General features: G+C 44.2%; 16 protein-coding genes. 8 read left to right on the plus strand and 8 right to left on the minus strand.

What is annotated here, in order from left to right; genetic code table 11:
• The first annotated feature begins 3 nt into the window (after positions 1-3).
• The 6 genes from DW640_RS18835 to DW640_RS18860 are packed head-to-tail and all read left to right on the plus strand — an operon-like array spanning position 4 to position 10,110.
• Positions 4-3,387, plus strand: coding sequence for a SusC/RagA family TonB-linked outer membrane protein (locus DW640_RS18835; RefSeq protein WP_032814420.1), 3,384 nt, complete (start codon positions 4-6; stop codon positions 3,385-3,387).
• A 16-nt stretch (positions 3,388-3,403) separates the two neighbouring features.
• A complete protein-coding gene (locus tag DW640_RS18840; RefSeq protein WP_008760899.1) occupies positions 3,404-5,017 on the plus strand; it encodes a RagB/SusD family nutrient uptake outer membrane protein in 1,614 nt (537 codons plus the stop codon).
• Positions 5,018-5,041: 24 nt separating this feature from the next.
• Complete coding sequence (locus tag DW640_RS18845) at positions 5,042-6,118, plus strand: glycoside hydrolase family 18 (protein WP_054959835.1); 1,077 nt, start codon at positions 5,042-5,044, stop codon at positions 6,116-6,118.
• 8 nt (positions 6,119-6,126) lie between these two features.
• The gene (locus tag DW640_RS18850; RefSeq protein WP_008764225.1) at positions 6,127-7,281 is read left to right on the plus strand and encodes a DUF1735 and LamG domain-containing protein; all 1,155 of its coding nucleotides are present in this window, start codon (positions 6,127-6,129) and stop codon (positions 7,279-7,281) included.
• Positions 7,282-7,314: 33 nt separating this feature from the next.
• A complete protein-coding gene (locus DW640_RS18855; protein ID WP_008760902.1) occupies positions 7,315-8,745 on the plus strand; it encodes a BT_3987 domain-containing protein in 1,431 nt (476 codons plus the stop codon).
• A 30-nt stretch (positions 8,746-8,775) separates the two neighbouring features.
• Entirely contained in the window at positions 8,776-10,110 is a 1,335-nt protein-coding gene (locus DW640_RS18860) for a DUF4989 domain-containing protein (RefSeq protein WP_117578827.1), read from the plus strand.
• Positions 10,111-10,379: 269 nt separating this feature from the next.
• Here the strand turns inward: DW640_RS18860 and DW640_RS18865 are convergent, their stop codons facing one another.
• The 7 genes from DW640_RS18865 to alaS form a co-directional block, all read right to left on the minus strand.
• Positions 10,380-10,814, minus strand: a complete 435-nt coding sequence (locus DW640_RS18865) for a DUF6078 family protein (RefSeq protein ID WP_008760904.1) — start codon at positions 10,812-10,814, stop codon at positions 10,380-10,382.
• Positions 10,815-11,004: 190 nt separating this feature from the next.
• On the minus strand, positions 11,005-13,275 hold the full coding sequence (locus DW640_RS18870) for a GH92 family glycosyl hydrolase (RefSeq protein ID WP_117578828.1): 2,271 nt from the start codon (positions 13,273-13,275) through the stop codon (positions 11,005-11,007).
• 23 nt (positions 13,276-13,298) lie between these two features.
• A complete protein-coding gene (locus DW640_RS18875; protein WP_117578829.1) occupies positions 13,299-15,584 on the minus strand; it encodes a GH92 family glycosyl hydrolase in 2,286 nt (761 codons plus the stop codon).
• Between the two features lie 31 nt (positions 15,585-15,615).
• On the minus strand, positions 15,616-16,626 hold the full coding sequence (locus tag DW640_RS18880; RefSeq protein ID WP_055298782.1) for a FecR family protein: 1,011 nt from the start codon (positions 16,624-16,626) through the stop codon (positions 15,616-15,618).
• Between the two features lie 37 nt (positions 16,627-16,663).
• Positions 16,664-17,218: an RNA polymerase sigma-70 factor gene (locus tag DW640_RS18885; protein WP_008760908.1), complete on the minus strand. Its 555-nt coding sequence runs from the start codon at positions 17,216-17,218 to the stop codon at positions 16,664-16,666.
• Between the two features lie 27 nt (positions 17,219-17,245).
• Positions 17,246-19,477, minus strand: a complete 2,232-nt coding sequence (locus DW640_RS18890; protein ID WP_117578830.1) for a GH92 family glycosyl hydrolase — start codon at positions 19,475-19,477, stop codon at positions 17,246-17,248.
• A gap of 231 nt (positions 19,478-19,708) precedes the next feature.
• A complete protein-coding gene (alaS, locus tag DW640_RS18895) occupies positions 19,709-22,327 on the minus strand; it encodes an alanine--tRNA ligase (protein ID WP_117578831.1) in 2,619 nt (872 codons plus the stop codon).
• Between the two features lie 107 nt (positions 22,328-22,434).
• On the opposite strand from alaS, the gene DW640_RS18900 reads away from it, so the two are divergent.
• Together DW640_RS18900 and DW640_RS18905 are read left to right on the plus strand one after the other, a co-directional pair.
• Positions 22,435-23,403 carry a M23 family metallopeptidase gene (locus DW640_RS18900; RefSeq protein WP_008760911.1) on the plus strand — a complete coding sequence of 323 codons (969 nt, stop codon included), beginning with the start codon at positions 22,435-22,437 and terminating at the stop codon, positions 23,401-23,403.
• Between the two features lie 21 nt (positions 23,404-23,424).
• Positions 23,425-23,766 (plus strand): MerR family transcriptional regulator, encoded by a 342-nt coding sequence (locus DW640_RS18905; protein ID WP_008760912.1) that lies wholly within the window; start codon positions 23,425-23,427, stop codon positions 23,764-23,766.
• Position 23,767: 1 nt separating this feature from the next.
• Here DW640_RS18905 and DW640_RS18910 read toward each other — a convergent pair whose 3' ends face one another.
• A complete protein-coding gene (locus DW640_RS18910) occupies positions 23,768-26,011 on the minus strand; it encodes a bifunctional (p)ppGpp synthetase/guanosine-3',5'-bis(diphosphate) 3'-pyrophosphohydrolase (protein ID WP_008760913.1) in 2,244 nt (747 codons plus the stop codon).
• Positions 26,012-26,028: the final 17 nt, after the last annotated feature.

The following is a 26,028-nucleotide window of genomic DNA, read 5'->3' on the forward strand; positions in this document are numbered from 1 at the left end:
TGTATGAGAATCAATGACTCGTGTAGAGGCTCGAAGATTTTTCGGGCATTGTTGATCTTGATGCTATTCGCCCTTCCGGCACAATCTGCAATAGCACAGTTAACAATTAGGATCTCCAATTCTTCTTTAGGAACTGTGATTAAGCAAATCCAGTCTCAATCCAAGTATCAATTTTTTTATGATGACAATTTGGCTTCAATGCGAATTGAGTCATTGAATGTTAAAGATGTTTCTTTGGTAGAAGTACTGGATAAGGCTTTGAAAGGGAAAAATGTCGTTTATAAAATTGATGACAATGTTGTTTATTTGTCGAAAGCAAATGCATCTTCTTCGACAAAGTCGACTCAACAACAACAGAAAGTAACAGGTAAGGTGGTAGATGCTAATAACGAACCTTTGATTGGCGTTTCTGTATTGGAAAAAGGAACAACTAATGGTACTATTACTGATTTTGATGGTAATTATACATTAGTCGTTACAGGTTCAAATGCAGTTTTGCAATTTTCGTATGTTGGATATCAAACTTTGGAGAGGGCTGTAGCAGGAAAGACTGCTATTAATATCACTTTAAAGGAAGATGCTCAAGTCTTGGATGAAGTCGTAGTTACGGCATTGGGAATCAAACGCTCAGAAAAAGCGCTGTCTTACAATGTACAGCAGGTAAATGCTGATGCAGTGACTACCAATAAAGATCCTAACTTTATTAACTCATTGAGTGGTAAAGTGGCAGGTGTTAATATCAATGCTTCTTCATCCGGAGTGGGCGGTGTATCTAAAGTAGTGATGCGTGGTACAAAATCTATCATGCAGTCTTCCAATGCATTGTATGTAGTAGATGGGGTTCCGATGTACTCCAATGCAAATAAAGTGAATGGGACAGAGTTTTCTTCTAAAGGAAATACTGAGCCGATTGCCGACATTAACCCGGAAGATATTGAATCAATGTCTGTGTTGACTGGTGCGGCAGCAGCTGCACTTTACGGTTCTGATGCTGCCAATGGTGCGATTATCATTACTACTAAAAAAGGAAAAGAAGGTCGTGTGAATATCACAGTGAATAGTAATGTTGAGTTTAATGCTCCTTTGGTAATGCCTCGTTTCCAGACACGTTATGGTACAGGTATTGGTGGCGTGAAAGATGATAACTCCAGTCGTAGCTGGGGCCCTAAACTGACAGAAGCCAGATATTTTGGATATAATCCTCGTGATGATTATTTTCAGACTGGTGTTATAGGTACAGAAAGCGTATCATTCTCTACCGGTTCGGAAAAGAACCAGACTTATGCTTCCGCTGCAGCGGTTAATTCAAAAGGTATCGTTCCTAACAACAAATATGACCGTTATAATTTCAACGTACGCAATACTACTTCATTTCTTGATGATAAGATGACATTGGATGTAAATGCCAGCTACATTTTGCAGAAAGACCGCAATATGGTGAATCAGGGTACTTACAACAATCCGTTGGTAGGAGCTTATCTGTTCCCTCGTGGTAATGACTGGGAAGATATTAAAATGTACGAACGCTATGACGTTGCACGTAAGATCTATACTCAGTACTGGCCGACAGGTGATGGTAATATGACTATGCAGAATCCTTATTGGGTGAACTATCGTAACTTGCGTGAAAATAAGAAAGACCGCTATATGTTAGGTGCAAGTCTGAATTATCAGATTCTTGACTGGTTAAATGTTTCCGGACGTGTCCGCCTGGATAATTCTAACAATGATTATACGGAAAAGGCTTATGCCAGTACAAATACTCAGCTGACAGAGTTGTCTGATCGTGGTCTTTATGGCATTTCCAGAAGCTACGAAAAGCAGTTGTATGCAGACTTCCTGGTAAGTGTGAACAAAACATTCGGTGAAAAATGGTCTTTACAAGCTAATATGGGTGGATCGTTTACTGATATGCGATATGATGAAATGGCTGTACGCGGACCTATTGCTGATGATTCAAAAACGTTTGCTGGTGAAAAAGCCGGATTGACAAACGGTTTCTATATTCAAAACCTGAGTACGACCAAGACAAGCAAAATGCAGTCAGGATGGCGTGAACAGACTCAGTCTATCTATGCATCTGCCGAAGTTGGCTACCAAAGTACTTATTATCTGACATTGACAGGTCGTAATGACTGGCCTTCACAGTTGGCAGGCCGTAACTCTGTCAATAAATCATTCTTCTACCCTTCGGTAGGTATGTCTGTAGTGTTATCTGAATTGATGCCTAAATTGAATAAGGATTATCTGTCTTACTGGAAGATACGCGGTTCTTTTGCTTCTGTAGGTACAGCATTCGAAAGATATATAGCTAATCCTTTGTTCGCATGGAATACCAGTATCGGTCAGTGGAGTAACCTGACTGACTTCCCGGTATATGACTTGAAACCGGAACGTACCAATTCTTTTGAAGTAGGTATGAATATGCGTTTTCTTAAGAACTTCGAACTGGATGTGACTTATTATAACGCCAAGACAATGAATCAGACATTCAATCCTGAGTTGCCGGTAGGTGAATATGCTCGTATCTACATTCAGACAGGTGCAGTTCGCAATCAAGGTCTTGAGTTAGCGTTGAATTACAATAATACATGGAAAGATTTTACTTGGAATACAGGAGTTACTTATTCAATGAACAAGAATAAGATTCTTACCTTAGCTGATAATGCCATCAATCCTATCACTCGCGAGAAATTCTCTATTTCTTCTCTGAATATGGGTGGTCTGGGTAGTACCCGTTTCATCCTGAAAGAAGGTGGAAGCATGGGTGACATTTACTCCTTGATGGATTTGAAGAGAGATGCCAATGGAGCTGTTTATATCGATGAGAACAACAGTGTTGTAACAGAGAGTCTGGAAGCTAATAATTACATCAAATTAGGTAGTGTATTGCCGAAAGGAAACTTGGCATGGCGTAACAATTTCAGTTGGAAAAACATTAATGTGGCATTCCTTGTATCAGCTCGTCTGGGTGGAGTTGTATTCTCACGTACACAAGCTGTTCTTGATAACTTCGGAGTTTCTGAAGCATCTGCTGCTGCACGTGACAAAGGTTATGTATCGGTAAATGGAAACGACCGTGTAAATCCGGAAGGCTGGTATTCAGTAGTAGCTGGTGGTACGGCTGTTCCTCAGTATTATATTTATTCCGCTACTAATATTCGTTTGCAGGAAGCTTCTATCGGTTATACTATTCCGAGAAAATGGCTGGGCAATGTGTGTGATATCAAAGTTTCATTGATCGGACGTAATCTTTGGATGATCTACAACAAGGCTCCTTTCGATCCTGAAAGCGTGGCATCTACTGATAACTTCTATCAGGGAATTGACTACTTTATGATGCCTTCATTGCGTAATATTGGCTTTAATCTGAGCTTTAAATTCTAAATAAATCAAGATAGGTATGAAAAATATAATAAATAAATTAGTATTTGGATCTCTTACCGTTGCCTTGTCCTCGTGTATCGGTAACTATGAGAATATCAATTCCAACCCATATGAAGCTCCTGATTTGTCAGCGGATGGATATGCTTTGGGATCTGCCATGAATAACCTGGCCGGTTGCGTGGTATCACCGGATGTAAATACAGCTCAGTTCACAGACTGCTTGTTGGGCGGACCTTTAGGCGGATATTTTGCCGATTCTAATGCCGGTTTTACAGAAACCATTTCAAACTTCAATCCGAAAGACGACTGGAGCCGTGTGTTTCTGAAAAGTGATAAGATTATTCCGACATTATATTCTAATCTGACCCAAGTGAAACTTGTATCACAAAATACGAATGATCCGGTTCCTTATGCCATTGCACAAGTGATAAAGGTGGCAGCTATGCATCGTGTAACTGATGCTTTCGGTCCGATACCTTATTCTCAGATAGGTGCGAATGGCGAAATTGCTACTCCTTATGATTCTCAGGAAGTAACATATAATACATTCTTCGATGAGTTGAATGCAGCTATTGCCACACTCAATGAGAATTCTAACGAACAGCTCGTTCCTACAGCCGACTATATATATAAAGGTGATGTAAAGAAGTGGATCAGATTTGCCAACTCACTGAAGTTGCGTCTTGCTATCCGTATAGCTTATGCTAATCCGGTGAAAGCTCAACAGATGGCTGAAGAAGCTGTGAATCCTGCAAACGGAGGTGTCATCGAATCGAATGCGGACAATGCAACATGGAACTACTTTGAGACTTCACAAAATCCTATTTATGTAGCTACCCGCTACAATCAGGTACAGACTTCCGATCATGGCGGTGTACCCTGTTTGACTGGCGGTGATACGCATGCTGCTGCCGATATCATCTGCTATATGAATGGTTACAAGGATAACAGACGTGAAAAGTTCTTCACAAAATCCGAATGGGCGGGACAGGACTATGTAGGAATGCGTCGTGGTATTGTCATTCCCGAACTGAAGACAACCGGACATAAATACTCTGGGGTGAACATTGCTCCTACATCTCCGCTTTATTGGATGAATGCAGCCGAAGTAGCTTTCTTACGTGCTGAAGGGCAAGCTGTTTTTAACTTCAGCATGGGTGGTACAGCAGAATCATTCTATAATCAAGGTATCCGTCTGTCATTTGAGCAATGGGGTGCAGACGGTGTGGAAGACTATCTGAAAGATGATGTAAACAAACCGACTGCATATACAGACCCGGCAGGTACGAACACTTATCAGAATGCTTTGTCCAATATCACTATTAAATGGAATGATAGTGCTGACAAAGAAGAGAAGCAAGAACGCATTATCGTGCAGAAGTGGATTGCCAACTGGCAATTGGGTAATGAAGCTTGGGCAGACTTCCGCCGTACCGGATATCCGAAACTGATCCCGGTGAAAGAAAATAAGAGCGGTGGTGTCGTTGATTCAGAGAAAGGGGCGCGTCGTATGCCTTATCCGTTGGATGAGTTTGTCAGCAATAAAGCAAATGTAGAATATGCGATTGCCAACTACTTGCACGGTGCAGATAACATGGCTACAGATGTATGGTGGGCTTCTAAAAAATAATATTAAACTTAAAGGAAAGTATATATGAAAAATAACCTGAAATATAGATTGTCTGCTCTGCTGTTTCTGGCATCAGCTCTGACAATAACTTCATGTAGTGATTGGACAGATGTGGAAAGTCTCCAATTGAATACTCCTACATTTGAAGAGCAGAATCCTCAGTTGTATGCTGACTATCTGAAGGATTTGAACAGATATAAGTCTGAAGAACATAAGGTCACTTTTGTTTCTTTCGAGAACCCTAAGGGATCTCCCGGCAAGCAGGCTGAACGTCTGACCGTCGTACCTGACAGCGTTGATTTCATTTGTCTGAATAATCCGGAAGTAAGTCCCGAAGTACAGGCAGAAATGGTCAAAATACGCGAGAAAGGAACTCGTACGGTTTACAGTATTGATTATTCCAGCATTGAAAATGCCTGGAAGGAGAAAGTAAAAGCCGAACCGGAGTTGACAGAAGAGGATGCTCTTCAGTATATCGGTGAACGCACCAATGAGATGTTGGCACTCTGTGACAAATATAACTTTGATGGTGTTATTGCTGATTATACAGGGCGTTCGCTGGTGAGCCTTCCGGAGGCAGCTCTGAAAGAATATAATGACCGTCAACAGAAGTTTTTTGGCGAGGTGATGAACTGGCAAGGCAATCATGATGACAAGACTCTGGTATTCTACGGAAATGTACAATATTTAGTGCCGGAGAATATGGATATGTTAAGCAAGTTTGACTACATCATGTTGAAAACTGCTTCTTCTACCAATGCTGATGATCTTGCTTTAAAAGCATATTTGGCTATTCAGGCGGGTATAGATGCAGTAGGCGGTACAGAAGAAGGAGTGAATCCTGTTCCTGCTGATCGTTTTATCGTTTGTGTCGAATTGCCGCAGGCTGACGATAAGGATAAAGTGAAGGGTTACTGGAGTACAGTGGATGAAAAAGGCAATAAACTAGTAGCAGCTCCGGGAGCAGCCCGGTGGATGGTTGAAGCATCTCCTAATTACACCCGGAAAGGAATCTTTATTATGAATGTCCATAATGATTATTATAACAATACTTATGGATATGTGCGTGAAGTTATTCGTATTATGAATCCTAATAAATAAGAATAGAAATGAAACTCTATAAATATTGTTTTGCGCTTTTGGCTCTTACAACAGTCACAGTGAGTGGTTGTAAGAATGAAGATATCAATGAAGAGCATCATTATGACAATAAACTCTATGTTAGCTCGGCTCCTGTTTGTGATGATTTGCTGATTAAACCCAGTATAACTGAGGCTACCCGTGAACTTAGCTATCGTATAGCATCGCCGGCAGAACAAGATATTCAAATAAGCTTTGATGCGGCTCCCGCTATGACAGCAGCATATAATTTGATTTACAATGATAACGCAACTGCACTGGATTCATATTTTTATAATATACCAACAAAAACTGCTACTATTAAGGCAGGGGATATTTCCAGTGATAATATTGTGATTGACTTTAAGAATACCAACGAATTGGATAAGTCAAAACGATATGTATTGCCCGTCACCATTCTAGATGCATCCAATATTGATGTACTCGAAAGTGCCCGTACTGCTTATTTCATATTTAAGGGTGCTGCCCTTATTAATGTAGTGGCAAATATCAAAGAAATCTATTTCCCAATTAACTGGAAGAGCAGTGTGAATAGTCTTTCTACTGTTACTATTGAAGCTTTGGTTCGTAGTGAAGACTGGGTAGCAGGACGTGATAATGCCCTGAGTTCTGTTTTCGGTATTGAAGGTAAATTCCTTGTACGTATTGGTGATGCTGACCGTCCACGTGATCAAGTTCAGGTAGTAGCTCCCGGTGGTAATTTCCCAGGTCCGAATGTTGTTCCGGGTTTACCGGTTAATGAGTGGGTACACATTGCCATTGTTTATGATAATACAACAAAAGAACGAATCTATTATAAAGATGGTGTGCCTGTTTATAAAGACGAAGCAGCTTCAGGTAATGTATCTTTGAGCAGTGGTTGTTATATTGGTCGCGCTTGGGATGATACTCGTTGGTTGCCGGGAGATATTTCAGAAGTCCGCGTGTGGTCAGTGCAAAGAACGGCAGAGCAAATTGCCACTAATCCTTATGAAGTAGATCCTGCCAGTGAAGGACTGGTTGCTTACTGGAAGTTTAATGAAGGTGCTGGAAATGTTATTACCGACCAGACTGGACATGGTAATGATATTACAGGTTCGGGCGATCCTACTTGGGTAAAAGTAGAGATTCCTAAGATAAATTAATTGTTGGTTTAATCTTTTATTCAAGAATTCATTATGAATATGAAATATATAACTTCGGGTTTGTTCGCTGCCATGATTGTGAGCAGTACTGCATTCTTGACCTCTTGTGCTGATGATCTTGAGGTCGGAAAGAATATTGATGAGTCGGCCTACAGTGGCATTTATGAAAATAATGCATATCTGCGTGATGGAAAGTCGAACTTAGTTTCTAAGGTTGTCGAATTGCACGGTGAGACTTATGCTACTACAGTAAAAATGGGGTTGAGCAAGACACCTAATACAGCTACATCGGCAAAAGTGAAAATTGATGCTGCTTATTTGGAAACGTATAATAAGGCGCATAATACAGATTTTGCATTGTATCCGCAGGACTTGGTTACCTTTGCTAACGAAGGAATACTTACAGTGAACGCTAATACTAAATCAGCGGAGGTAGAGATGACTATTCGGGCAGGAGAAGGTCTGCAGGAAGATAAAACATATGCTATTCCGGTAGCTATCAGTGATCAGAGTAGTGATATCACTATTAAAGATGAAGATGCGAAACATTGTATTTATCTGGTGAAAGATATGCGAAATGCCGGTGATGCATATAAAGGAGAAGGTGTAATGCAAGGTTATTTGTTCTTTGAAGTAAATGACGTAAATCCGCTGAATACTCTTTCTTTCCAATTAGAGAATGGAAAACTTCTTTGGGATGTTGTTGTACTGTTTGCTGCTAATATCAACTATGATGCTGAAGCAGGACGTCCTCGTGTACAATGTAACCCGAATGTACAGTATCTGTTGGATAATAATGAAACTCTTCTTCAGCCACTGCGTAGACGTGGTGTGAAAGTATTGTTAGGACTGCTTGGTAACCATGACATTACAGGCTTGGCACAGCTTTCCGAACAAGGTGCTAAAGACTTTGCCCGCGAAGTTGCTCAGTATTGTAAGGCATATAACTTGGATGGAGTAAATTATGACGATGAGTATTCAAACAGTCCTGATTTGAGCAATCCGTCTCTTACTAATCCAAGTACGGCTGCTGCAGCTCGTCTGTGTTATGAAACCAAACAGGCAATGCCGGATAAACTGGTTACTGTATTTGATTGGGGACAGATGTATGGTGTAGCTACTGTCGACGGGGTAGATGCAAAAGAATGGATAGATATTGTGGTAGCCAACTATGGTAGTGCTGCATATCCTATCGGACAAATGACAAAGAAACAATGCTCCGGTATTTCAATGGAATTCAACTTAGGTGGTGGCGGTAGCTTATCTGCCTCTAAAGCTCAAAGTATGATAGATGGAGGGTATGGATGGTTTATGGGATTTGCTCCAAGTCCGGCTAAATATGGTAGTGTTTTCAGCCGTCTTCAAGGTGGTGGCGAAGTATTGTACGGGTCCAATGTAGCAGCACCGACTATATTCTACAAGAAGAATGATCCGACGCCATATAAATATCCGGATGATCTTTAAATAAAATAGGAACAAATAAAAAACAAGAATATGAAAGCACATTATAAACTCTTTTTATCTCTGGCAATAGGATCATTCATTACTTTTGCTGGATGTCAGGATGATGAGGTGGTGGATTTGGTTAAATATCCGGTGAATCAGCCTGCTATAACGATTGACGATGCGGAAGGAGCGTCTAAAGCGACGTTGACTGCGGTTTACAAATCTGATGGTACATTGGAATTAGATGGCCCTGTCACTAGAACTTATACATTCCATTTTGCTGCATCACCGGAAGATGCTACAGTGACTTTTGATATTATAAATACTAATATCCCAAAAGAAAATGTAGAGATCAGTGCCACTAAAGTAGTTCTTCCTGCCGGTTCAACAGATGCTTCTGTCACTGTGACTTTGAAGGATGAAGATTTTAGTTTTGCAGCATCCAATTATGATGCGACTACTTATGAATTAGGGGTGAAAGCCAGTGTGGAAGGATATAAGATAGGAACTGAACCAATAGAATCTAAAGTTGTAATAGAGAAGGAGGCATACACAGCTTCATGCTCTGTGGTTGGTGAGAGCGGTAATAACGTTACATTTGAACGTGCTTTTTCTCAAGGAGCGATTGTAAATCCTGATCCTATATCCTATACTTTCAAGATGAAGTTGGATAAGCCGGCAAGAAAAGACGTAAAAGTGAAACTTGCCACTACGGGATTGGATGAACAGTTCATGAATGATATCACTGTTACTCCTGCTGAAATTACCATAGCTGCCGGAGAGTTAGAATCAGCAGAGGTTACCTGGATTATTACTGATGATTTCTTGCTGACAACAGCTGGAGAAGAATCTCACACTCTTGTTGTTACTGCATCAGCAGAAAGTGAAGACCCCGTTGTGAAGGTTAATAGTAAGGAGAACTTCTTAACCTTTAATGTGGATAAAGTACTTAGAAACTTTAAATATTTGTCTGTTATAGGTAGTAACTGGACTGAATTGTCGAAAGTAGGTTGGAGTGCGGAGATTCCTTCTGGTGTCTCCGGTAGAGCTAGTTATTTGATTGATGGTAATGGAGGAAGCTATGGATCAGATGTATATAGTTATAATCCATTCTGGTTTGTTATTGATATGAAATCAGCACAGACTTTTAATGCTTTGGGTATGGATTATTATTATACGTATGCTTCTAAGAAAGTACGTATTTCAACTTCATTGGATAATGAAAACTGGACTCCACAGGGAGTGTTGGAAGTTCCTCGTGTGGGTAATCATTATTTCCAATTCTTCTCTTCTATAACAGCTCGTTATGTAAAGGTTGAATTATTGGAAGGCTTTGGTTCATATATTGATGTAACTGAAGTTTATATCTACAACGCTCAGTAAAGTCTAGTCATTAGCAGATTAGTTAATTTTAGAGCCAGGCTTCATTCTGAAAGTTTGGCTCTTTTCTTGTATAAGCTACTATGTCCCTCCTTGTTTCCTCGTAAGGGAACCCTTGTGCCAAGGGCTTGGCACAGTTGTGCCACTACGGTGTCATTGTTGTGCCAACAGCTTGGCACAACAATGACACCAATATGTGACAACAGTGCCACCAAATGGTGACAGTTGTGTCTTCTGAGCGTAACAGTAGTATCACTTCGTGTTACTGCCGATCACCAGTCATAATCTTCAACGTATGCATCAAAGTTTTGTAGATGAGTTGCTCCGCAATTCTTGAGGATATTTAATATTCTTTGTTGCTCGGAGGGGGTAAGGAGGCGTTCGCCTTTGCGGATGCGGTAGTAAGTTCTGCGACCAAAATAGCTCATTAAATGCGATATGACAGTTTGCATTTGCTTATAAGGTAAGTCTTCTAACATTCTGATGAATCCCTTAGCATAACGTACTTTGACATTAGAACGATAATAAGGACAATTCCCTTGTTGGGCAGCGAGATGTTTGGGACTGATAATAACCCAGTATTCAATCTTTTCCGGTACGCTTTGTGCTGTAAGTAGTCTTAAGCAAGTGTTTGCTTTTGAACATTCCCGATTGAGGCACATTGCGTACTGATAGGGGACTTTGGTAAAGTCAATTTCTTCTTCCATGATTTATAGTTGTTTGTCCGGCAAAAGTAGTGAATACTAACTGAAAAATAGCCAGATAGTAAAGAAGTTTACTTTCTGGCTATCGTTTTTTTGCCATTATCCGGATAAAGTCTTTCAGAACAGAGAGAAAGTCAGAAAACCGGAAGAAAAAGGGCCTAATATAGGAACGTGAATTTAATCGATGAACTAACTACTGTTCTTTGGAAAAAGAATAAGGCATATCCTCTTCTTTGGTTCCTCTGTTCAGATTCGGCCGATTACTCATGTCTACTTTGATAGTACCTCCCTTGAACAAATCTTCGTGACGCAGATAATTCTTGGTATGATCAGCACCATTGAAGCTCATGGAATCAATATAGAAATTTTCCGTGCTGTTATTGGGCGCGTCGATAACAAGACTATTGCCGTTCTCGAAGTGAAGAGTAGCCTTTTTGAACAGAGGAGTTCCCATCACATATTCGTCCGTTCCAGGGCAAACAGGGTAGAAACCCAGCGCAGAGAACACATACCAGGCAGAAGTTTGTCCGTTGTCTTCGTCTCCGCAGTAACCGTCCGGTCCGGGCGTGTACATTCTGTCCATTACCTGACGTAACCAGTATTGAGCCTTCCACGGTTGTCCCGCATAGTCATAGAGGTAAATCATGTGCTGGATCGGTTGATTTCCATGCGCGTAGTTGCCCATATTCATCACAGTCATTTCACGAATTTCGTGAATTACCTGTCCGTAATAGCTGTCATCAAAAATGGGCGGTACGGCAAATACGGAATCCATCATGGTAACAAACATCTCTTTCCCGCCCATCAGGTCAATAAGACCTTGCGGATCGTGGAAGACAGACCAGGTATAATGCCAGCTATTTCCTTCCGTAAAGGCATCTCCCCATTTCAGCGGTGAGAAAGGAGACTGGAATGTACCGTCTTCGTTGCGACCACGCATCAGCTTGGATTCTTTATCGAAAAGATTCTTGTAATTCATGGCACGTTTGGCAAACAGGTTGATTTCTTTCTTGGGACGTTTCAGCTCTTTTGCCAACCGGTAGATACACCAGTCATCGTATGCATATTCCAAAGTACGGGCGGCGTTCTCGTTGATTTTCACATCGTAGGGTACGTATCCCAGTTTATTATAGTACTCGTATCCCAATCGTCCGGTGGAAGAAACCTCCGGATGTACATTCTCCGTTCCGTGAATCAGTCCTTCATACAGCGTTTTGATATCATCGACTTTTACTCCCTTCATATAAGCGTCCACAAGGATTGATGCGGAGTTATTTCCAACCATACAACCTCTGTGTCCCGGACTTGCCCATTCGGGGAAGAAACCGCTTTCCTTATACGTGTTGATTAATCCTTCCTGCATCTCTTTGTTGACCGACGGGTACATCAGATTCAGCAGCGGAAAGAGGCAGCGGAATGTATCCCAGAAACCGGTATCGGTAAACATATATCCCGGAAGTACCTGCCCGTTATACGGACTGTAATGGATGGGCTGGCCGTTTGCATCCAGTTCATAGAACTTGCGCGGGAATAGCAGCGAACGATACAGGCAGGAGTAGAATGTACGGTACTGATCCAGATTACCGCCTTCTACTTCTATTTTACCCAGTACTTGATTCCAGGCATCTTTTCCTTTTTGGGCGAGTTGTTCTATGTTATCTTTGCCCAGTTCGTTCATATTAGCAGCAGCCTGCTCAAAGCTGATAAAAGAAGAGGCGATACGTGCATTCACCTGCTCCCCTTTGCGGGTTTTGAATCCGATGATCGCTCCGGCATGGTCGGTCATCTGTTCCGCTACGTTCTCTTGCAGATTTCCGTTTTCTACCGTAGCCTTATAGGTGAAAGGTTTGTCGAACTCGATGATAAAGTAGTTCTTGAAGTTTTCAGGAACACCACCGCTGTTGCGTGTCGTATAACCGATTATCTTATTCTCTTCCGGAAGAATCTTGATGTAAGAACCTTTGTCGAAGGCATCTACGACCACATAAGAATGATCATTCTCCGGGAAAGTGAAACGAAAAAGCACGGCACGTTCCGTCGGTGTCATTTCGGTGACTATATCGTGTTCTGCCAGGTATACTTTGTAGTAGTAAGGAGTTGCCACTTCCCCTTTATGTGCAAACCAGCTTGCCCGTTTCTCTTCGTCAAACAACGGTTGGCCCACTATCGGCATAATCGAGAACTGACCATAATCATTGATCCACGGACTGGGCTGGTGTGTCTGTTTGAACCCGCGGATTTTGTTGGCGGTATAGGTATATTGCCATCCGTCTCCCATTTTGCCTGTCTGTGGAGTCCAGAAGTTCATACCCCAGGGACGGGCAATAGCTGGATAAGTATTACCTGTTGATAACTCAAAAGTAGACTGGGAACCTATCAGCGGATTGACATACTGCGTCCAGTCTTTGGCTTGGGCCAATAGCGTACAACTAAGTACACAAGCTATCAATAAGAGTCTTTTCATGATAAGTAATGGTTTTTATATGATTATTGAGAAGAGTTGTTACTTCCCCATTGTGTAGGATGGTCAGTCATTTTGATCTCCATGATTCCGCCTGCTACAATGTCCTGATGTCCGAAGAATGGCGTGTCCAGAGCTTTGCCGTTCAGCAATACGCTTTCGATGTATTTGTTGCTTTTGGAGTTGTTCTTCACCACGATGCTGAATGTCTTTTCACTGGGGAGATTGATCACAGCTTTGTCGAAAGCCGGACGTCCGATAGAATACACCGGTTTGCCCGGGCATACCTGATAGAATCCCATCGAGTTGAGTATGTACCATGCCGACATCTGTCCGCAGTCTTCATTGCCGGACAACCCGTCGACGTTGTTGGCATACTGGCTCCGGTAGACACTGTCCACTAATTCCTGCGTTCTCCACGGACGATTCACATAGTTGTACAGATGAATCACGTGATGACTCGGCTCATTGCCATGTGCATACTGACCGATCAGTCCGCTGATATCAGCCGAGGTGGTTTCTCCGTCCAGACTCGAATCGACTGTAAACAGCGAATCCAGCTTTTCTACAAAAGCCTCCTCGCCTCCCATCAGTTTTACAAGTCCTTCCACATCGTGCGGAACAAACCAGGTCCACTGCCAGGCGGTTCCTTCGCAATAGTCATCGCTACGGTGAGTGGAGGCACGCGGGTTGAATGGGGTGCGCCATTCGCCATTCGAATCCAGTCCGCGCATGAAGCGGGTCGATTTGTCGAAATAGAACTCGTAGGCTTTGGCGAAACGTTCATACTTTGCTTTGTTTTCGAAGTCGTTCATTGCTTCGGCAAAGATGGAGATACACCAGTCGTCGTAGGCATATTCCAGCGCTTTGGCTACAGATTCATTTTCGCGGTCGCAGGGGATGTAGCCGATGGCGTTTTTATAATACTTCGCTTTGGGCATCAGATGCGGCAGCACCAGATCGGGGCATTTGATGCCTGTAGTGTCATATTCGGCTGCCCGTAGACTGGCTTTATATGCTTCGTGAGCATCAAAATTGCGGTAACCTTTCATATAGGCATCCACGATAACAGGGACCGCATGATATCCGATCATCGTTCCAGTGTAGTTGGAAGCCAGATCCCACATTGGGTATATTCCGCCTTCCTGATGTTTCCTGATCAGTGAATTGATGAACTGATTGTTCAGATTCGGGTCGATGATCGTCATCAGCGGGTGCAGTGCACGGAAAGTATCCCACAGGGAGAAGACAGTATACAGCGGATTAATGGTATCTCCCTGATGTACTTCGAGATCCATGCCGAGATAGCGTCCGTCCGCATCCGTAAACAGGTTCGGGCTGATGGCCGTATGATACAGAGCGGTATAGAAAATGGTTTTATCTTCTTTATCGGAAGTGGTGATGTCTATTTTAGACAGATAATTATTCCAGGCAATGCGGGCATCTTTTCGTACCTTGTCGAAGTCCCATTCGGGAATTTCGGATTCCACATTCTTGCGTGCGCCGGCGATATCGACGGCGGATACACCCACTTTTACCAGTACTTCTTCGTCTTTCTTTGTATTAAAGTGCAGTACGGCTTTGCATACAGGCAGGCGTTTGCCGTTGTCCATTGTGACAGAGTCGGTGATGAGGGTATATGCGAACGGTTTGGAAAACTTGGCGTAGAAGTTAATATACTGGTCGAAAGCCCAGTAAGTCGTCTTCTTATGTCCGCAGATTTCCGTGTCACTGATAACTTCGATTTCCATCTCGTAGTTGGTCTGCCGTTGCAGGCTGTAGTCCAGATCGATGATAAATCCGGATTCTGTGCTTTCGGGGAAAGTGTAGCGGTGGATGGCGCCGCGTTTGGTAGCTGTGATTTCCGCTTTTACCTGATAGGTGTCGAGGAAGACGGAGTAATATCCGGGTTCCGCAGTCTCATTCTCGTGCGAGAAAGCAGAGGCGTAAGCCAGCTTCTGGCTTTCCGGATCAGTTGTCAGATACTGCGGTTTGCCGACAATCGGCATCAGTAATACATCTCCGTAGTCACAACAGCCTGTACCGCTGACGTGGGTATGCGAAAAACCGTTGATCGTGTTGTCGTCGTAATAATAACCGGAGCAAGCGTCCCAGCCGTCGATCCGGGTGTCCGGACTGGGCTGGATCATACCGTGCGGAACTACGGCTCCGGGGAAAGTATGTCCATGTCCGCCGGTGCCTATGAAAGGATTGACATAAGCACTATAATCTTTTACACTGGGGGACTCTGTGCAGGAGTTGAGCATTATAAATCCTCCGAAACATCCTATCAGAAGTGTCTTTAATTTCATGTCGTTTATTAGTTTAAGTTTAACACAGGACTCATTTTTTATCTGAAGAGATAAAGATGTTGTTTCCTACGATTTTATATTCAATAGGTATGGAATTTTGCAAGGATTTCAATACCGATTCGATGGTTGATTTTTTCTTCAATACACCCGAATATGTTTTGTCCGACCGAATGTCAGGAGACAGAATGATTTTCACGTCGTAGAAGCGTTCCAGTGCTTTGGTGATGGTAAATATGTTTGCTTTATTGAATGGTATCAGATTGTCACGCCATACAGCATCCAGTTTCGCATCGACCTGTTTCACCGTCAGCCGTCCGCTGTTTCTGTTCAGTTCGGCACGCTGACCCGGGGCGAGGACAATTTGTCCTTCGTCCTTGTTGCCTTTCACTTCGATTTCTCCTTCGATCAAGGTCGCTTCGGCTATCCGGCAACGTTTGTCGCACTTGAAGTTGAAAGTGGTTCCCAGTACACGTACGCGCATAGCGTCGCTTTCTACCGTGAATGGTTTATGGCGGTTTTTGGTTACTTCGAAATAGGCTTCTCCGTCTAGATACACATTACGTTCTTTTTCGGAGAATTCGCGCGGGTACTTCAGCATGGCGGCATTGTTCAGCCAGACTTTCGTCCCGTCCGGCAAGACAACTTCTTTCACGATGCCTTCATTGGCAACGGCTACCAGCATCTGATGCTCCGGCCGGTTGTAGAACCAATATCCGGCTCCTCCGCCCATTAGTAAAGCGACGGCAAGGATGGCCGCATACCTCATCCAGCGATGCATATGCAGTACTTTATCTTTCTTCTTTTTCTCTTGCGACAGTTGTTTATAAAGCCTTTTTTCCGCATTAGCCATTCTCTGTTCATCGGCATAATGGTCGAATTTACCCAGATGATAAATTTCTTCCATGCGGAACAACTGGCGGGCATTTTCGTCCGATTCGCTGATCCAGGCATTCACCTCGATCAGCTCTTCTTCAGAACACTGACCAGTCAGATATCTGTTTATTATTTCTTCGCTCAGATTTCTCATTTTCTTTTCCTTCATATAAGTAATACAATTGAAAACCCAAAAACACTTATCTTTAATCCAATAAAAATAAGAGGAGAATGAACCAAAGATGTCCGAGACGATTTCGCAGGAACTTCAATGCCTTATACATATGTGCCTCTACCGTGCGGAGTGAAACTCCCAGTACATCGGCTATCTCCTTATTTTTCATGTCGTGCAGATAGCTGAGCTTGAAAACTTCTTTGCACTTGTCCGGAAGCTCATTGATTGCATCGTGAATCTCTTTCCGCAATTCCCGGTCTTCGATCTTGCGGATCACTTCGTTGTTGTCCGGCTGATAAAACTCTGCACGCCTCCGGTTTATCTCTTCCATGGCGGCGCAATAGCCATCTTCTACATTACGATGTTTCAATACGTTAAGGGCACGTGTATAGACAGCACGATAGAGGAAAGCCTGAATCTGCTCTCCTATTTCTATGCTGTCTTTTCGTTTCCAAAGCTCTACGAACACGTCCTGCACTACATCCTCCGCCTCTTCTTCTCCTACCAGTCGGGTGGCATAGAATATCAGGCTGGGGTAGTACCTGCGGAATAGAGCTTTGTAGGTTAAGTCGAAGTTTTCATCCATTTTTCCGATAGATTAGTTTAGGTGGACCTACTGGGTTTGTTCTTCAAATTCGACTTCCACTAAGGGAGTATTCCCCATTTCAAATTCGACGGTGGCACCGCTCATAATCTGTTCATGGGTAAGGTAGGTCTTGTTGTACGGTTGACCGTCTACTTTGATAGATTGAATGTAAATATTCTCTTTGCTCACTTTGGGGGCAAGTACTGTAAATGTCTTTCCGTTAGCCAGATGCAACTTCATCTCCGGGAACAGGGGAGTACCGATTTCATACTTTCCGCTGACCGGATTGACAGGATAGAATCCCATTGCGCTGAATACGTACCAGGCAGACATTTGTCCGCAGTCTTCGTTTCCGCAAAGACCGGCAGGCTCGTTCTTGTAAAGCTCGTTCATTACTTTGGCAACGTATTTCTGTGTCAGGTTCTGTTGTCCTACGGCATTGAAGAGATAGATTACGTGGTGGCTCGGCTCATTGCCGTGCGCATATTGCCCGATCATTCCCGTACTGAAGATGGGAAGTTCCTCGTCGGCTGCCGGATGGTAGGTAAACATACTGTCCAGTTTCTCTGCAAAGCGGCTTGTGCCTCCTGTGAGATCAATCAGACCGTCTATGTCATGCTGCACGGACCAAAAGTATTGCCAGCCGTTACTTTCGCAGATATGCGGAGTGTATTCGTCGGCTTTGAAGTCTTTGATAAAGTTTCCTTTATCGTCACGCGGCTGCATGAACGAAGTGGCCGGGTTGTAAACATTCTTGTAGTTATGAGAACGTTTGTAGAATTCGTCCGCTATCTCCTTCTTACCCATCTTGTTCGCCATCTCAGCGATGCAGTAATCGTCAAATGCATATTCCAGTGTTTTGGACAGTGACCAATTTTCGGCATTGTAATGATCTGTCACATTGTAAGGAATATAGCCTAATTGCTTGTATAGCCCGATGCCCCGGTAGTTATCCAAGTTGGCGGTAGCTACGCAGGCGGCCAGTGCTTTCTCCGCATCAAAGTTGCCTATACCTTTCAGATAAGCGTCTACAATCACGGGAACGGCATGATAGCCGATCATCATATCGGTTTCACTCCCGTAGAAGTTCCATACGGGCAGGCGTCCGTTCTGTTCAAAGAAGGCGATGAAGGATTTTACCATGTCGTTGACACGTTCCGGCTCGGTATATGTGAAAAGGGGATGGGCGGCACGGTAGGTATCCCAAAGGGAGAAAGTGCTGTAATTCACCCAGCCGTCACTCTGATGTACTTTTTTGTCGGGACCGTAATAGGCTCCGTCTACGTCACTGTAAATCGTAGGCGCGATCATCGAGTGGTACAGAGCTGTATAAAAGTTTACTTTATCGTCTTGATTGTTACTCTCGACTTCGATCTTTCCCAGTTGGCGGTTCCAGTTTGCTTTTGTTTCTGCCAGATACTTGTCGAAGTCATTTTCGGGCACTTCGGCTTGCAGGTTCTTGGCTGCGCCTTCCATGCTGACGCCGGAAATGGCGGTATTGACGAGAATCTGTTCTCCTTCTTCGGTATGGAAGTCAAAACGTGCGATGACAGCCGTACCGATGTGTTGCTTGTCTTTGATAATGGCAGTCGTATCCAGTTTCACCTTGTCGAAAGGCTTGGAGAAGCGGGTGCGGAAGTAGATTCGCTGGTCGCGTGCCCAGCCGTCGGAGTAACGGTATCCTTGAATCGTCACAGAGTCCACTACTTCGATGTGCGAATCGTTTGTGAAGTCCCAGTTCATGGCTTTCTTCAGATTCAGGAAGATGGCGGCTTCGGCTTTGGGGAAGGTGTATCGCTGGATGCCACAACGTTCGGTTGCGGTCAGTTCCACATTGATATGGTAGTCTTTCAGACGTACTTGATAGTAGCCTGCATAGGCGCTCTCTTCATCGTGAGAAAACTTGGAGTAGATGCCCAGCGGCGCTTCTGCCTCTTTGTAGGGCAGTGTGACCGGCATGAAAGAGATGTCGTACAAGTCGCCTGCACCTGTTCCCGAAAGGTGGGTATGGCTGAAGCCGGCGATGGTGCTGTCCGGATAAAAATAGCCGGAGATGCGGTCCCATCCCGGAAGTCCGTTGTCTGGGCTGAGCTGCACCATACCGAAGGGGACTTGTGCGCCGGGATAAGTGTTTCCTGTGAAATCGGTGCCAATAAAAGGATTTACATACGATGTGTAATCAATTTCAGCTTTTGTCTGTTTGGTGTTGCAGGATGCAAAAATACAAACGATTAGAAGTAGGTAAATAGGTGTTTTCATCGGTGTACGGGTATTGGTGATTACTTATTTTATTATTTGAAGGATAAGAAAAATAATTAATCTGTTTACAAAGGTAGGAAAAAGTTGTGATAATTGAGTTTATATCACGAATATTTTTGGCAGGAGGCTGATTAGTTGCTGTTGACACTGGAATCTGAAATAAAAAACCGTGTCTTAAAGTCCTCGCACTTTAAGACACGGTTCTTGTATTGGATGTATGTTACTGCTTTTTTAGATACCTGCGAGTTCCAGTACCTTTTCGATAGCGGCATTCAGTCCGTCTGTATTCTTGCCTCCGGCAGTAGCGAAATGAGGTTGACCGCCTCCGCCGCCTTGAATCAGTTTGGCTGCCTCTTTCACCAGGTTGCCTGCTTTTAAGCCACCGGCCACCAGATTGTCACTTAGCATGACGGTCAGCATAGGCTTGCCGTTGTCGAGGCTTCCGGCCACAAAGAACAGATTTTCTGTGATTTCACCGCGAAGCTGGAAGGCGATATTCTTCACCACTTCCGCCGGCAACGGAGCACAGAACTTGATTACCTTGATACCGTGAATTTCCTGTATATTCTTCAGCAGTCTTTCTTTCAGCGAGGCTTCTTTCTCTTTCATGTAGTCTTCTACCTGCTTTTTCAGTCCTGCGTTTTCCTCAATATACTTGCGGATGGCAATACCCAGGTCGGGTGCGTTGTTGAAGAGCGATTTCAATTCACTGATCGTATCCTGGATGGTATCCAGCATTTCTTCCACACGGGCTCCCGTATATGCTTCGATACGGCGTACACCGGCTGCAACAGAGCTTTCGGAAATGATCTTCACCATACCGATATTTCCGGTTGCGGCTACGTGGATACCTCCACAGAATTCGATAGAAGAACCGAACTGGATGACACGTACTCTTTCACCGTACTTTTCACCGAAGAGGGCGATAGCTCCCAGCTCTTTCGCTTCCTCGATAGGAATGTTGCGGTATTCCTTCAAAGGTATGTTGGCACGAATCTTGGCATTCACCAGGTGTTCTACCTGGCGGATTTCTTCGTCGGTCACCTTCTGGAAGTGAGAGAAGTCGAAACGCAGTGAATCCGGTGTTACTAACGAACCTTTCTGTTCGATATGCTCACCCAGTACTTCACGCAGGGCAGAGTCCAGCAGGTGAGTTGCCGAGTGATTGGCTGCGCAGGCTGCCCGTTTGTCGGTGTCTACACAAGCCATCATCGGAGCTTCCGGATGTTCCGGCAACTTTTTGGTAATATGTATCGGTAGATTGTTCTCTTTCTTGGTGTCAATCACTTCGATGGTCTCGAATTCGCTGACCAATACACCGGTGTCGCCTACCTGACCACCGCTTTCTGCATAGAACGGAGTACAGTCAAGTACGATCTGATACAGTGTCTGGTTTTTCTGCTTGATCTGACGATAGCGGAGAATAGATGCTTCGTATTCAGTATAGTCGTAACCTACGAATTCGGTTGTTCCTTCTCTCAGAGTCACCCAGTCACCGGTTTCGATGGCGGCAGCGTTACGTGCACGCTGTTTCTGCTGTTGCATTTCCGTGTTGAACTCTTCGATGTTGACTGTCATTCCATTTTCGCGAAGAATCAGTTCTGTCAGGTCTAACGGAAAACCGAAAGTATCATATAAGGTAAAGGCATCTTTACCGCTGATTTCTGTCTTTCCGGCGGCCTTTGTATCTCCCATTGTTTTATCCAGCAGACGGATACCTGTTTCCAGCGTGCGAAGGAAGGCTTCTTCTTCTTCCTTGATTACTTTTTCGATCAGACCTTTCTGTGCGATCAGTTCCGGATAAGCGTCTCCCATGTTGTCGATCAACACCGGAAGCAGCTTGTACATGAATGACTGTTTCTGTCCGAGGAAAGTATATCCGTAGCGAACGGCGCGGCGGAGGATACGGCGGATTACATAACCTGCCTTGGCATTGGAAGGCAGCTGACCGTCCGTAATGGAGAAAGCAATTGTACGGATGTGGTCAGCGATTACACGCATGGCGATGTCCTGCTGTTTGTCTTTTCCGTACTCTGTGCCTGACATTGCTGCAATCGCTTTCAGCATCGGCTGGAATACGTCTGTATCGTAGTTGGAAGTCTTGCCCTGCAAAGCCATACAGAGGCGTTCGAATCCCATGCCTGTATCGATAACCTTTGCAGGAAGTGGTTCGAGGCTGCCGTCAGCTTTACGGTTATATTGCATGAACACAAGGTTCCATATTTCAATCACTTGGGGATGATCGTGGTTGACGAGATCACGGCCGGAGATTTTGGCACGTTCTTCTGCCGGACGGAGGTCGATGTGGATTTCCGAACAAGGTCCGCAAGGGCCTGTATCACCCATTTCCCAGAAGTTGTCGTGCTTGTTGCCGTTGATGATGTGATCTTTCGGCAGATACTGTTCCCAGTAAGAAGCGGCTTCGTCGTCACGGCTCAGTCCTTCTTCGGGGCTTCCTTCGAATACAGTGGCGTACAGGTGTTCCGGATTCAGTTTCAATACTTCTACCAGATATTCCCATGCCCAGTTGATGGCTTCTTTCTTGAAGTAGTCACCGAATGACCAGTTGCCCAGCATTTCGAACATGGTGTGGTGGTACGTATCGTGTCCCACTTCTTCCAGGTCATTATGCTTTCCGCTTACACGCAGACATTTCTGAGAGTCCGCGACTCTGTGGTATTTGGCCGGGTGGTTACCCAAAATAATATCTTTAAACTGGTTCATCCCTGCGTTGGTAAACATCAGGGTAGGGTCATCTTTTATCACCATCGGAGCCGAGGGAACAATGTGGTGTCCTTTCGTCTCAAAGAAATTCTTGAATGAATCTCTGATCTCTTTTGCAGTCAACATATTCTTCTATATATCTATTGTTGAGGTTAATATTCTCAAAAAACTGTGCAAAGATAGCTTGTTTTTATTACTTTTGCCGTATTAACAAGCGAAATATTTCCAAAAAGATGCGCAAAGTTTACTACATCTACAATCCAAGGACGCAGACTTATGACCGAATTTACCCTACCGTACGGCAGCGTGCACTTAGCATTCTGCGCCGGCTTTTTATCGGTATGGGACTTGGAGCCGGATGCTTCATCGTCTTGCTTCTAGTGTTCGGATCGCCTTCGGAGAAGGAGCTGCGAATCGAAAATAGCCGTCTTTTGGCGCAATATAATGTACTTTCCCGCCGTCTGGATGATGCGATGGGGGTGCTGCAGGATATTCAGCAGCGTGACGATAACCTGTATCGGGTGATTCTGCAAGCTGATCCTGTTTCGCCGGCTATCCGTCAGGCAGGTTTTGGAGGTACGAACCGGTATGAGGAGCTGATGGATCTGGCAAACTCCAAGCTGGTGGTAAATACGACCCAAAAGCTGGATGTACTGTCCAAACAACTTTATATCCAGTCCAAATCTTTCGATGACGTGGTGGATATGTGTAAGAATCATGATGAAATGCTGAAATGTATTCCGGCTATCCAGCCTATCTCCAATAAAGACCTTCGCAAGACTGCTTCCGGATACGGAACACGTATTGATCCGATTTACGGTACGACGAAGTTTCATTCGGGAATGGACTTCTCCGCTCATCCGGGAACGGATGTCTATGCGACCGGTGACGGTACAGTGGTAAAAGTAGGATGGGAAACCGGATATGGCAATACGATTGAGATTGATCATGGCTTCGGTTATCTGACTCGGTACGCTCACTTACAGAGCTATAACACGAAAGTTGGGAAAAAGGTGGTGCGTGGCGAGGTGATTGGAAAAGTGGGAAGTACAGGTAAGAGCACCGGTCCTCATCTTCACTATGAGGTACACGTGAAGGGAAAGGTTGTGAATCCTGTCAACTATTACTTCATGGACTTGAGTGCGGAAGATTATGAGAAGATGATTCAACTGGCCGCCAATCACGGTAAAGTGTTCGATTAATCTCTTAAAACAACGATTTCTATGCTGAATACGGACAAAGAACTAAAATTATATTACTCCATAGCCGAAGTGGCCGATATGTTTGGAGTCAATGCATCCTTGCTTCGTTTTTGGGAGAAGGAGTTCCCGCAGATTTCTCCCAGGACAACGGGGAGGGGGATACGTCAGTATCGAAAGGAGGATGTGGAAACGATTGGTCTGATCTATCATCTGGTGAAGGAGAAAGGTCTGACGCTTCCCGGTGCCCGTCAACGGTTGAAGGATAATAAGGAAGCCACGGTTCGCAATTACGAAATTGTGAACCGTCTGAAAGGTATTAAGGAAGAGCTTCTGGCTATCAAGAAAGAACTGGACGGACGATAAATTATTCCTCCACCCGGTTCACCTGTTTGATGTTTTGAATCTTCTTCAGATTATTACAGATTGTCTTTACATCTTCCACATCGTGTACCCATAGCTGAATCTTTCCTTCGAATATCCCGTCATTCGTTTCAATGGCAAGTTTACGGATGTTCACGTTGAGCTGTCTGGAAATGACCTGAGTCACTTCATTCAGAAGTCCCATGCTGTCAATACCTCTTAAATAGATATATACGAGGAAAGAAAGTTCTTTGTGAGTATCCCATTCGGTCGCTAATATACGGTTACCATAGCTGCTTTTCAGCTTGGCAGCAACAGGGCACTGGCGTTTATGAATAATAATGCGGTCGTTTTCATCAACGTAACCCAAAACATCATCACCGGGAATCGGATGACAACATTCGGCCATGATGTATTTCTTTTGCAGGCTTTCTTCGGTCAGTTTAAGAATCTCTTTCGGATTGATCTTTTCTTTTTCCTGCGGTTCTTTCTCTTCCGGTTTTTCCTTGTTGCTGTTCCCGAAGGAGAACGTCAGGTATTTCTTCCAGTTGCTGGTTTGCTTTTCTCTCAGCTCGTTCTTGTCCGCTTCTCCCAAAGTAATGGCTTTGCTGCCGATAGCGGCCAGTAACTCTTCTTCATTCTTGAAGTTGTGAAATTTACGCAACTTCTCGATGACAGCTTCTTCCGGACGTATTTCTTCCTTCTTCAGAAACTCGTTGAGTAGCTCTTCGCCAATTTTCTGATTCGCTTTCCGTTCTTTGCGAAGAATCGCTGCGATCTTGGCACGGGCACGGGCGGTCGTTGCAAATACCTCCCATTGCGGTTGTACACGTTGGGATTTGGAGGTCAATATTTCAACCTGATCTCCACTTTGCAGTTTATGACTTAGCGGCACCAGTTTATGATTGACCTTGGCGCCGATACAATGGCTACCGATATCTGTGTGCAGTGAGAAGGCAAAATCCAGTGCCGTAGAGTTTTGTGGCATTGTCTTTAACTCTCCCTTCGGAGTGAACACGAAGATTTCGGAAGCAAACAGGTTCAGTTTGATCGTATCCAAAAAGTCGATTGCGTCCGGTTGCGGATCATCCAGTATCTCTTTAATGGTTTTCAGCCATTTCTCCAGTTCACCTTCGTCTTCGCTGCCTCCTCCTTCTTTATATTTCCAGTGGGCGGCAAAGCCTTGTTCTGCAACATCGTTCATCCGTTCGCTGCGAATCTGTACCTCGATCCATTGTCCGTTGTTTCCCATCAGGGTGACGTGCAATGCCTGGTAACCATTCGCCTTCGGGTGGCTTACCCAGTCGCGTAGGCGGTCGGGATGAGGCTTGTATATCTTGGAAATGGAGACATAGATGTCGAAACAGTCGTTGAGCTCTTCTTCCACGTTGCGTGGTTCGAAGATGATACGGACAGCGAGCAAGTCATAAATCTCCTCGAACGGGACGTGTTTGGTCTGCATCTTGTTCCAGATGGAGTAGATCGATTTCACACGTGCCAAAATCCGGTATTTCAGCCCCATCTTATCCAGCTGGGTGCGGATCGGAGCTGTGAAGTCGTTGAATACTTTGTCGCGTTCGGCGGCGGTAGCATTCAGCTTTTCTTCTATTTCGGCATATTCTTCGGGGTGTTCATATTTGAAGCTGAGGTTTTCAAGCTCTGTTTTTATCTTGTACAGACCTAGGCGGTTGGCTAACGGGGCATAGATGTAGAGAGTTTCTCCTGCTATCTTATATTGCTTGTTGGGCAGCATGGAACCCAGCGTGCGCATATTGTGCAAGCGGTCGGCTATTTTGATCAGGATAACTCGGATATCGTTCGACATGGTGAGCAGTAACTTCTTGAAGTTCTCTGCCTGTGCCGAAGCACGGTCACCGAAGATCCCTCCGGAGATTTTGGTCAGTCCGTCTACAATCTGGGCAATCTTCGGTCCAAAGATATTTTCGATGTCTTCTACCGTGTAATCAGTGTCTTCTACTACGTCGTGCAGCAGTGCCGCACAGATAGAAGTAGAACCAAGACCAATTTCGTTACATACTATTTGTGCAACGGCAATCGGGTGCATGATATAAGGTTCGCCGGATCGGCGTTTGATTCCTTTGTGTGCCTGATTAGCGAAGTTGAAAGCTTTTGTGATGATTTCAACTCGTTTGCGATGTTTAGTATGGAGATAATCATTCAGAAGTTCCTGGAACGCCTGATTGATCATCTCTTCATCTGCTATTTCTTTGGGGGTTATATTATCCATATTCGTTATCCTTTCAT

The organism is Bacteroides sp. AM23-12 (genome assembly GCF_003434395.1).
Classification (GTDB): Bacteria; Bacteroidota; Bacteroidia; order Bacteroidales; family Bacteroidaceae; genus Bacteroides; species Bacteroides thetaiotaomicron.

What these genes read in the sequence shown, in the direction of transcription:
- DW640_RS18905 (WP_008760912.1), top strand. Translation starts at nt 23,425, where the DNA reads ATGCTGAATACGGACAAAGAACTAAAATTATATTACTCCATAGCCGAA.
- DW640_RS18835 (WP_032814420.1), top strand. Translation starts at nt 4, where the DNA reads ATGAGAATCAATGACTCGTGTAGAGGCTCGAAGATTTTTCGGGCATTG.
- DW640_RS18860 (WP_117578827.1), top strand. Translation starts at nt 8,776, where the DNA reads ATGAAAGCACATTATAAACTCTTTTTATCTCTGGCAATAGGATCATTC.
- DW640_RS18875 (WP_117578829.1), bottom strand. Translation starts at nt 15,584, where the DNA reads ATGAAATTAAAGACACTTCTGATAGGATGTTTCGGAGGATTTATAATG.
- DW640_RS18865 (WP_008760904.1), bottom strand. Translation starts at nt 10,814, where the DNA reads ATGGAAGAAGAAATTGACTTTACCAAAGTCCCCTATCAGTACGCAATG.
- DW640_RS18910 (WP_008760913.1), bottom strand. Translation starts at nt 26,011, where the DNA reads ATGGATAATATAACCCCCAAAGAAATAGCAGATGAAGAGATGATCAAT.
- DW640_RS18840 (WP_008760899.1), top strand. Translation starts at nt 3,404, where the DNA reads ATGAAAAATATAATAAATAAATTAGTATTTGGATCTCTTACCGTTGCC.
- DW640_RS18880 (WP_055298782.1), bottom strand. Translation starts at nt 16,626, where the DNA reads ATGAAGGAAAAGAAAATGAGAAATCTGAGCGAAGAAATAATAAACAGA.
- DW640_RS18885 (WP_008760908.1), bottom strand. Translation starts at nt 17,218, where the DNA reads ATGGATGAAAACTTCGACTTAACCTACAAAGCTCTATTCCGCAGGTAC.
- DW640_RS18890 (WP_117578830.1), bottom strand. Translation starts at nt 19,477, where the DNA reads ATGAAAACACCTATTTACCTACTTCTAATCGTTTGTATTTTTGCATCC.
- DW640_RS18855 (WP_008760902.1), top strand. Translation starts at nt 7,315, where the DNA reads ATGAATATGAAATATATAACTTCGGGTTTGTTCGCTGCCATGATTGTG.
- alaS (WP_117578831.1), bottom strand. Translation starts at nt 22,327, where the DNA reads ATGTTGACTGCAAAAGAGATCAGAGATTCATTCAAGAATTTCTTTGAG.
- DW640_RS18845 (WP_054959835.1), top strand. Translation starts at nt 5,042, where the DNA reads ATGAAAAATAACCTGAAATATAGATTGTCTGCTCTGCTGTTTCTGGCA.
- DW640_RS18870 (WP_117578828.1), bottom strand. Translation starts at nt 13,275, where the DNA reads ATGAAAAGACTCTTATTGATAGCTTGTGTACTTAGTTGTACGCTATTG.
- DW640_RS18850 (WP_008764225.1), top strand. Translation starts at nt 6,127, where the DNA reads ATGAAACTCTATAAATATTGTTTTGCGCTTTTGGCTCTTACAACAGTC.
- DW640_RS18900 (WP_008760911.1), top strand. Translation starts at nt 22,435, where the DNA reads ATGCGCAAAGTTTACTACATCTACAATCCAAGGACGCAGACTTATGAC.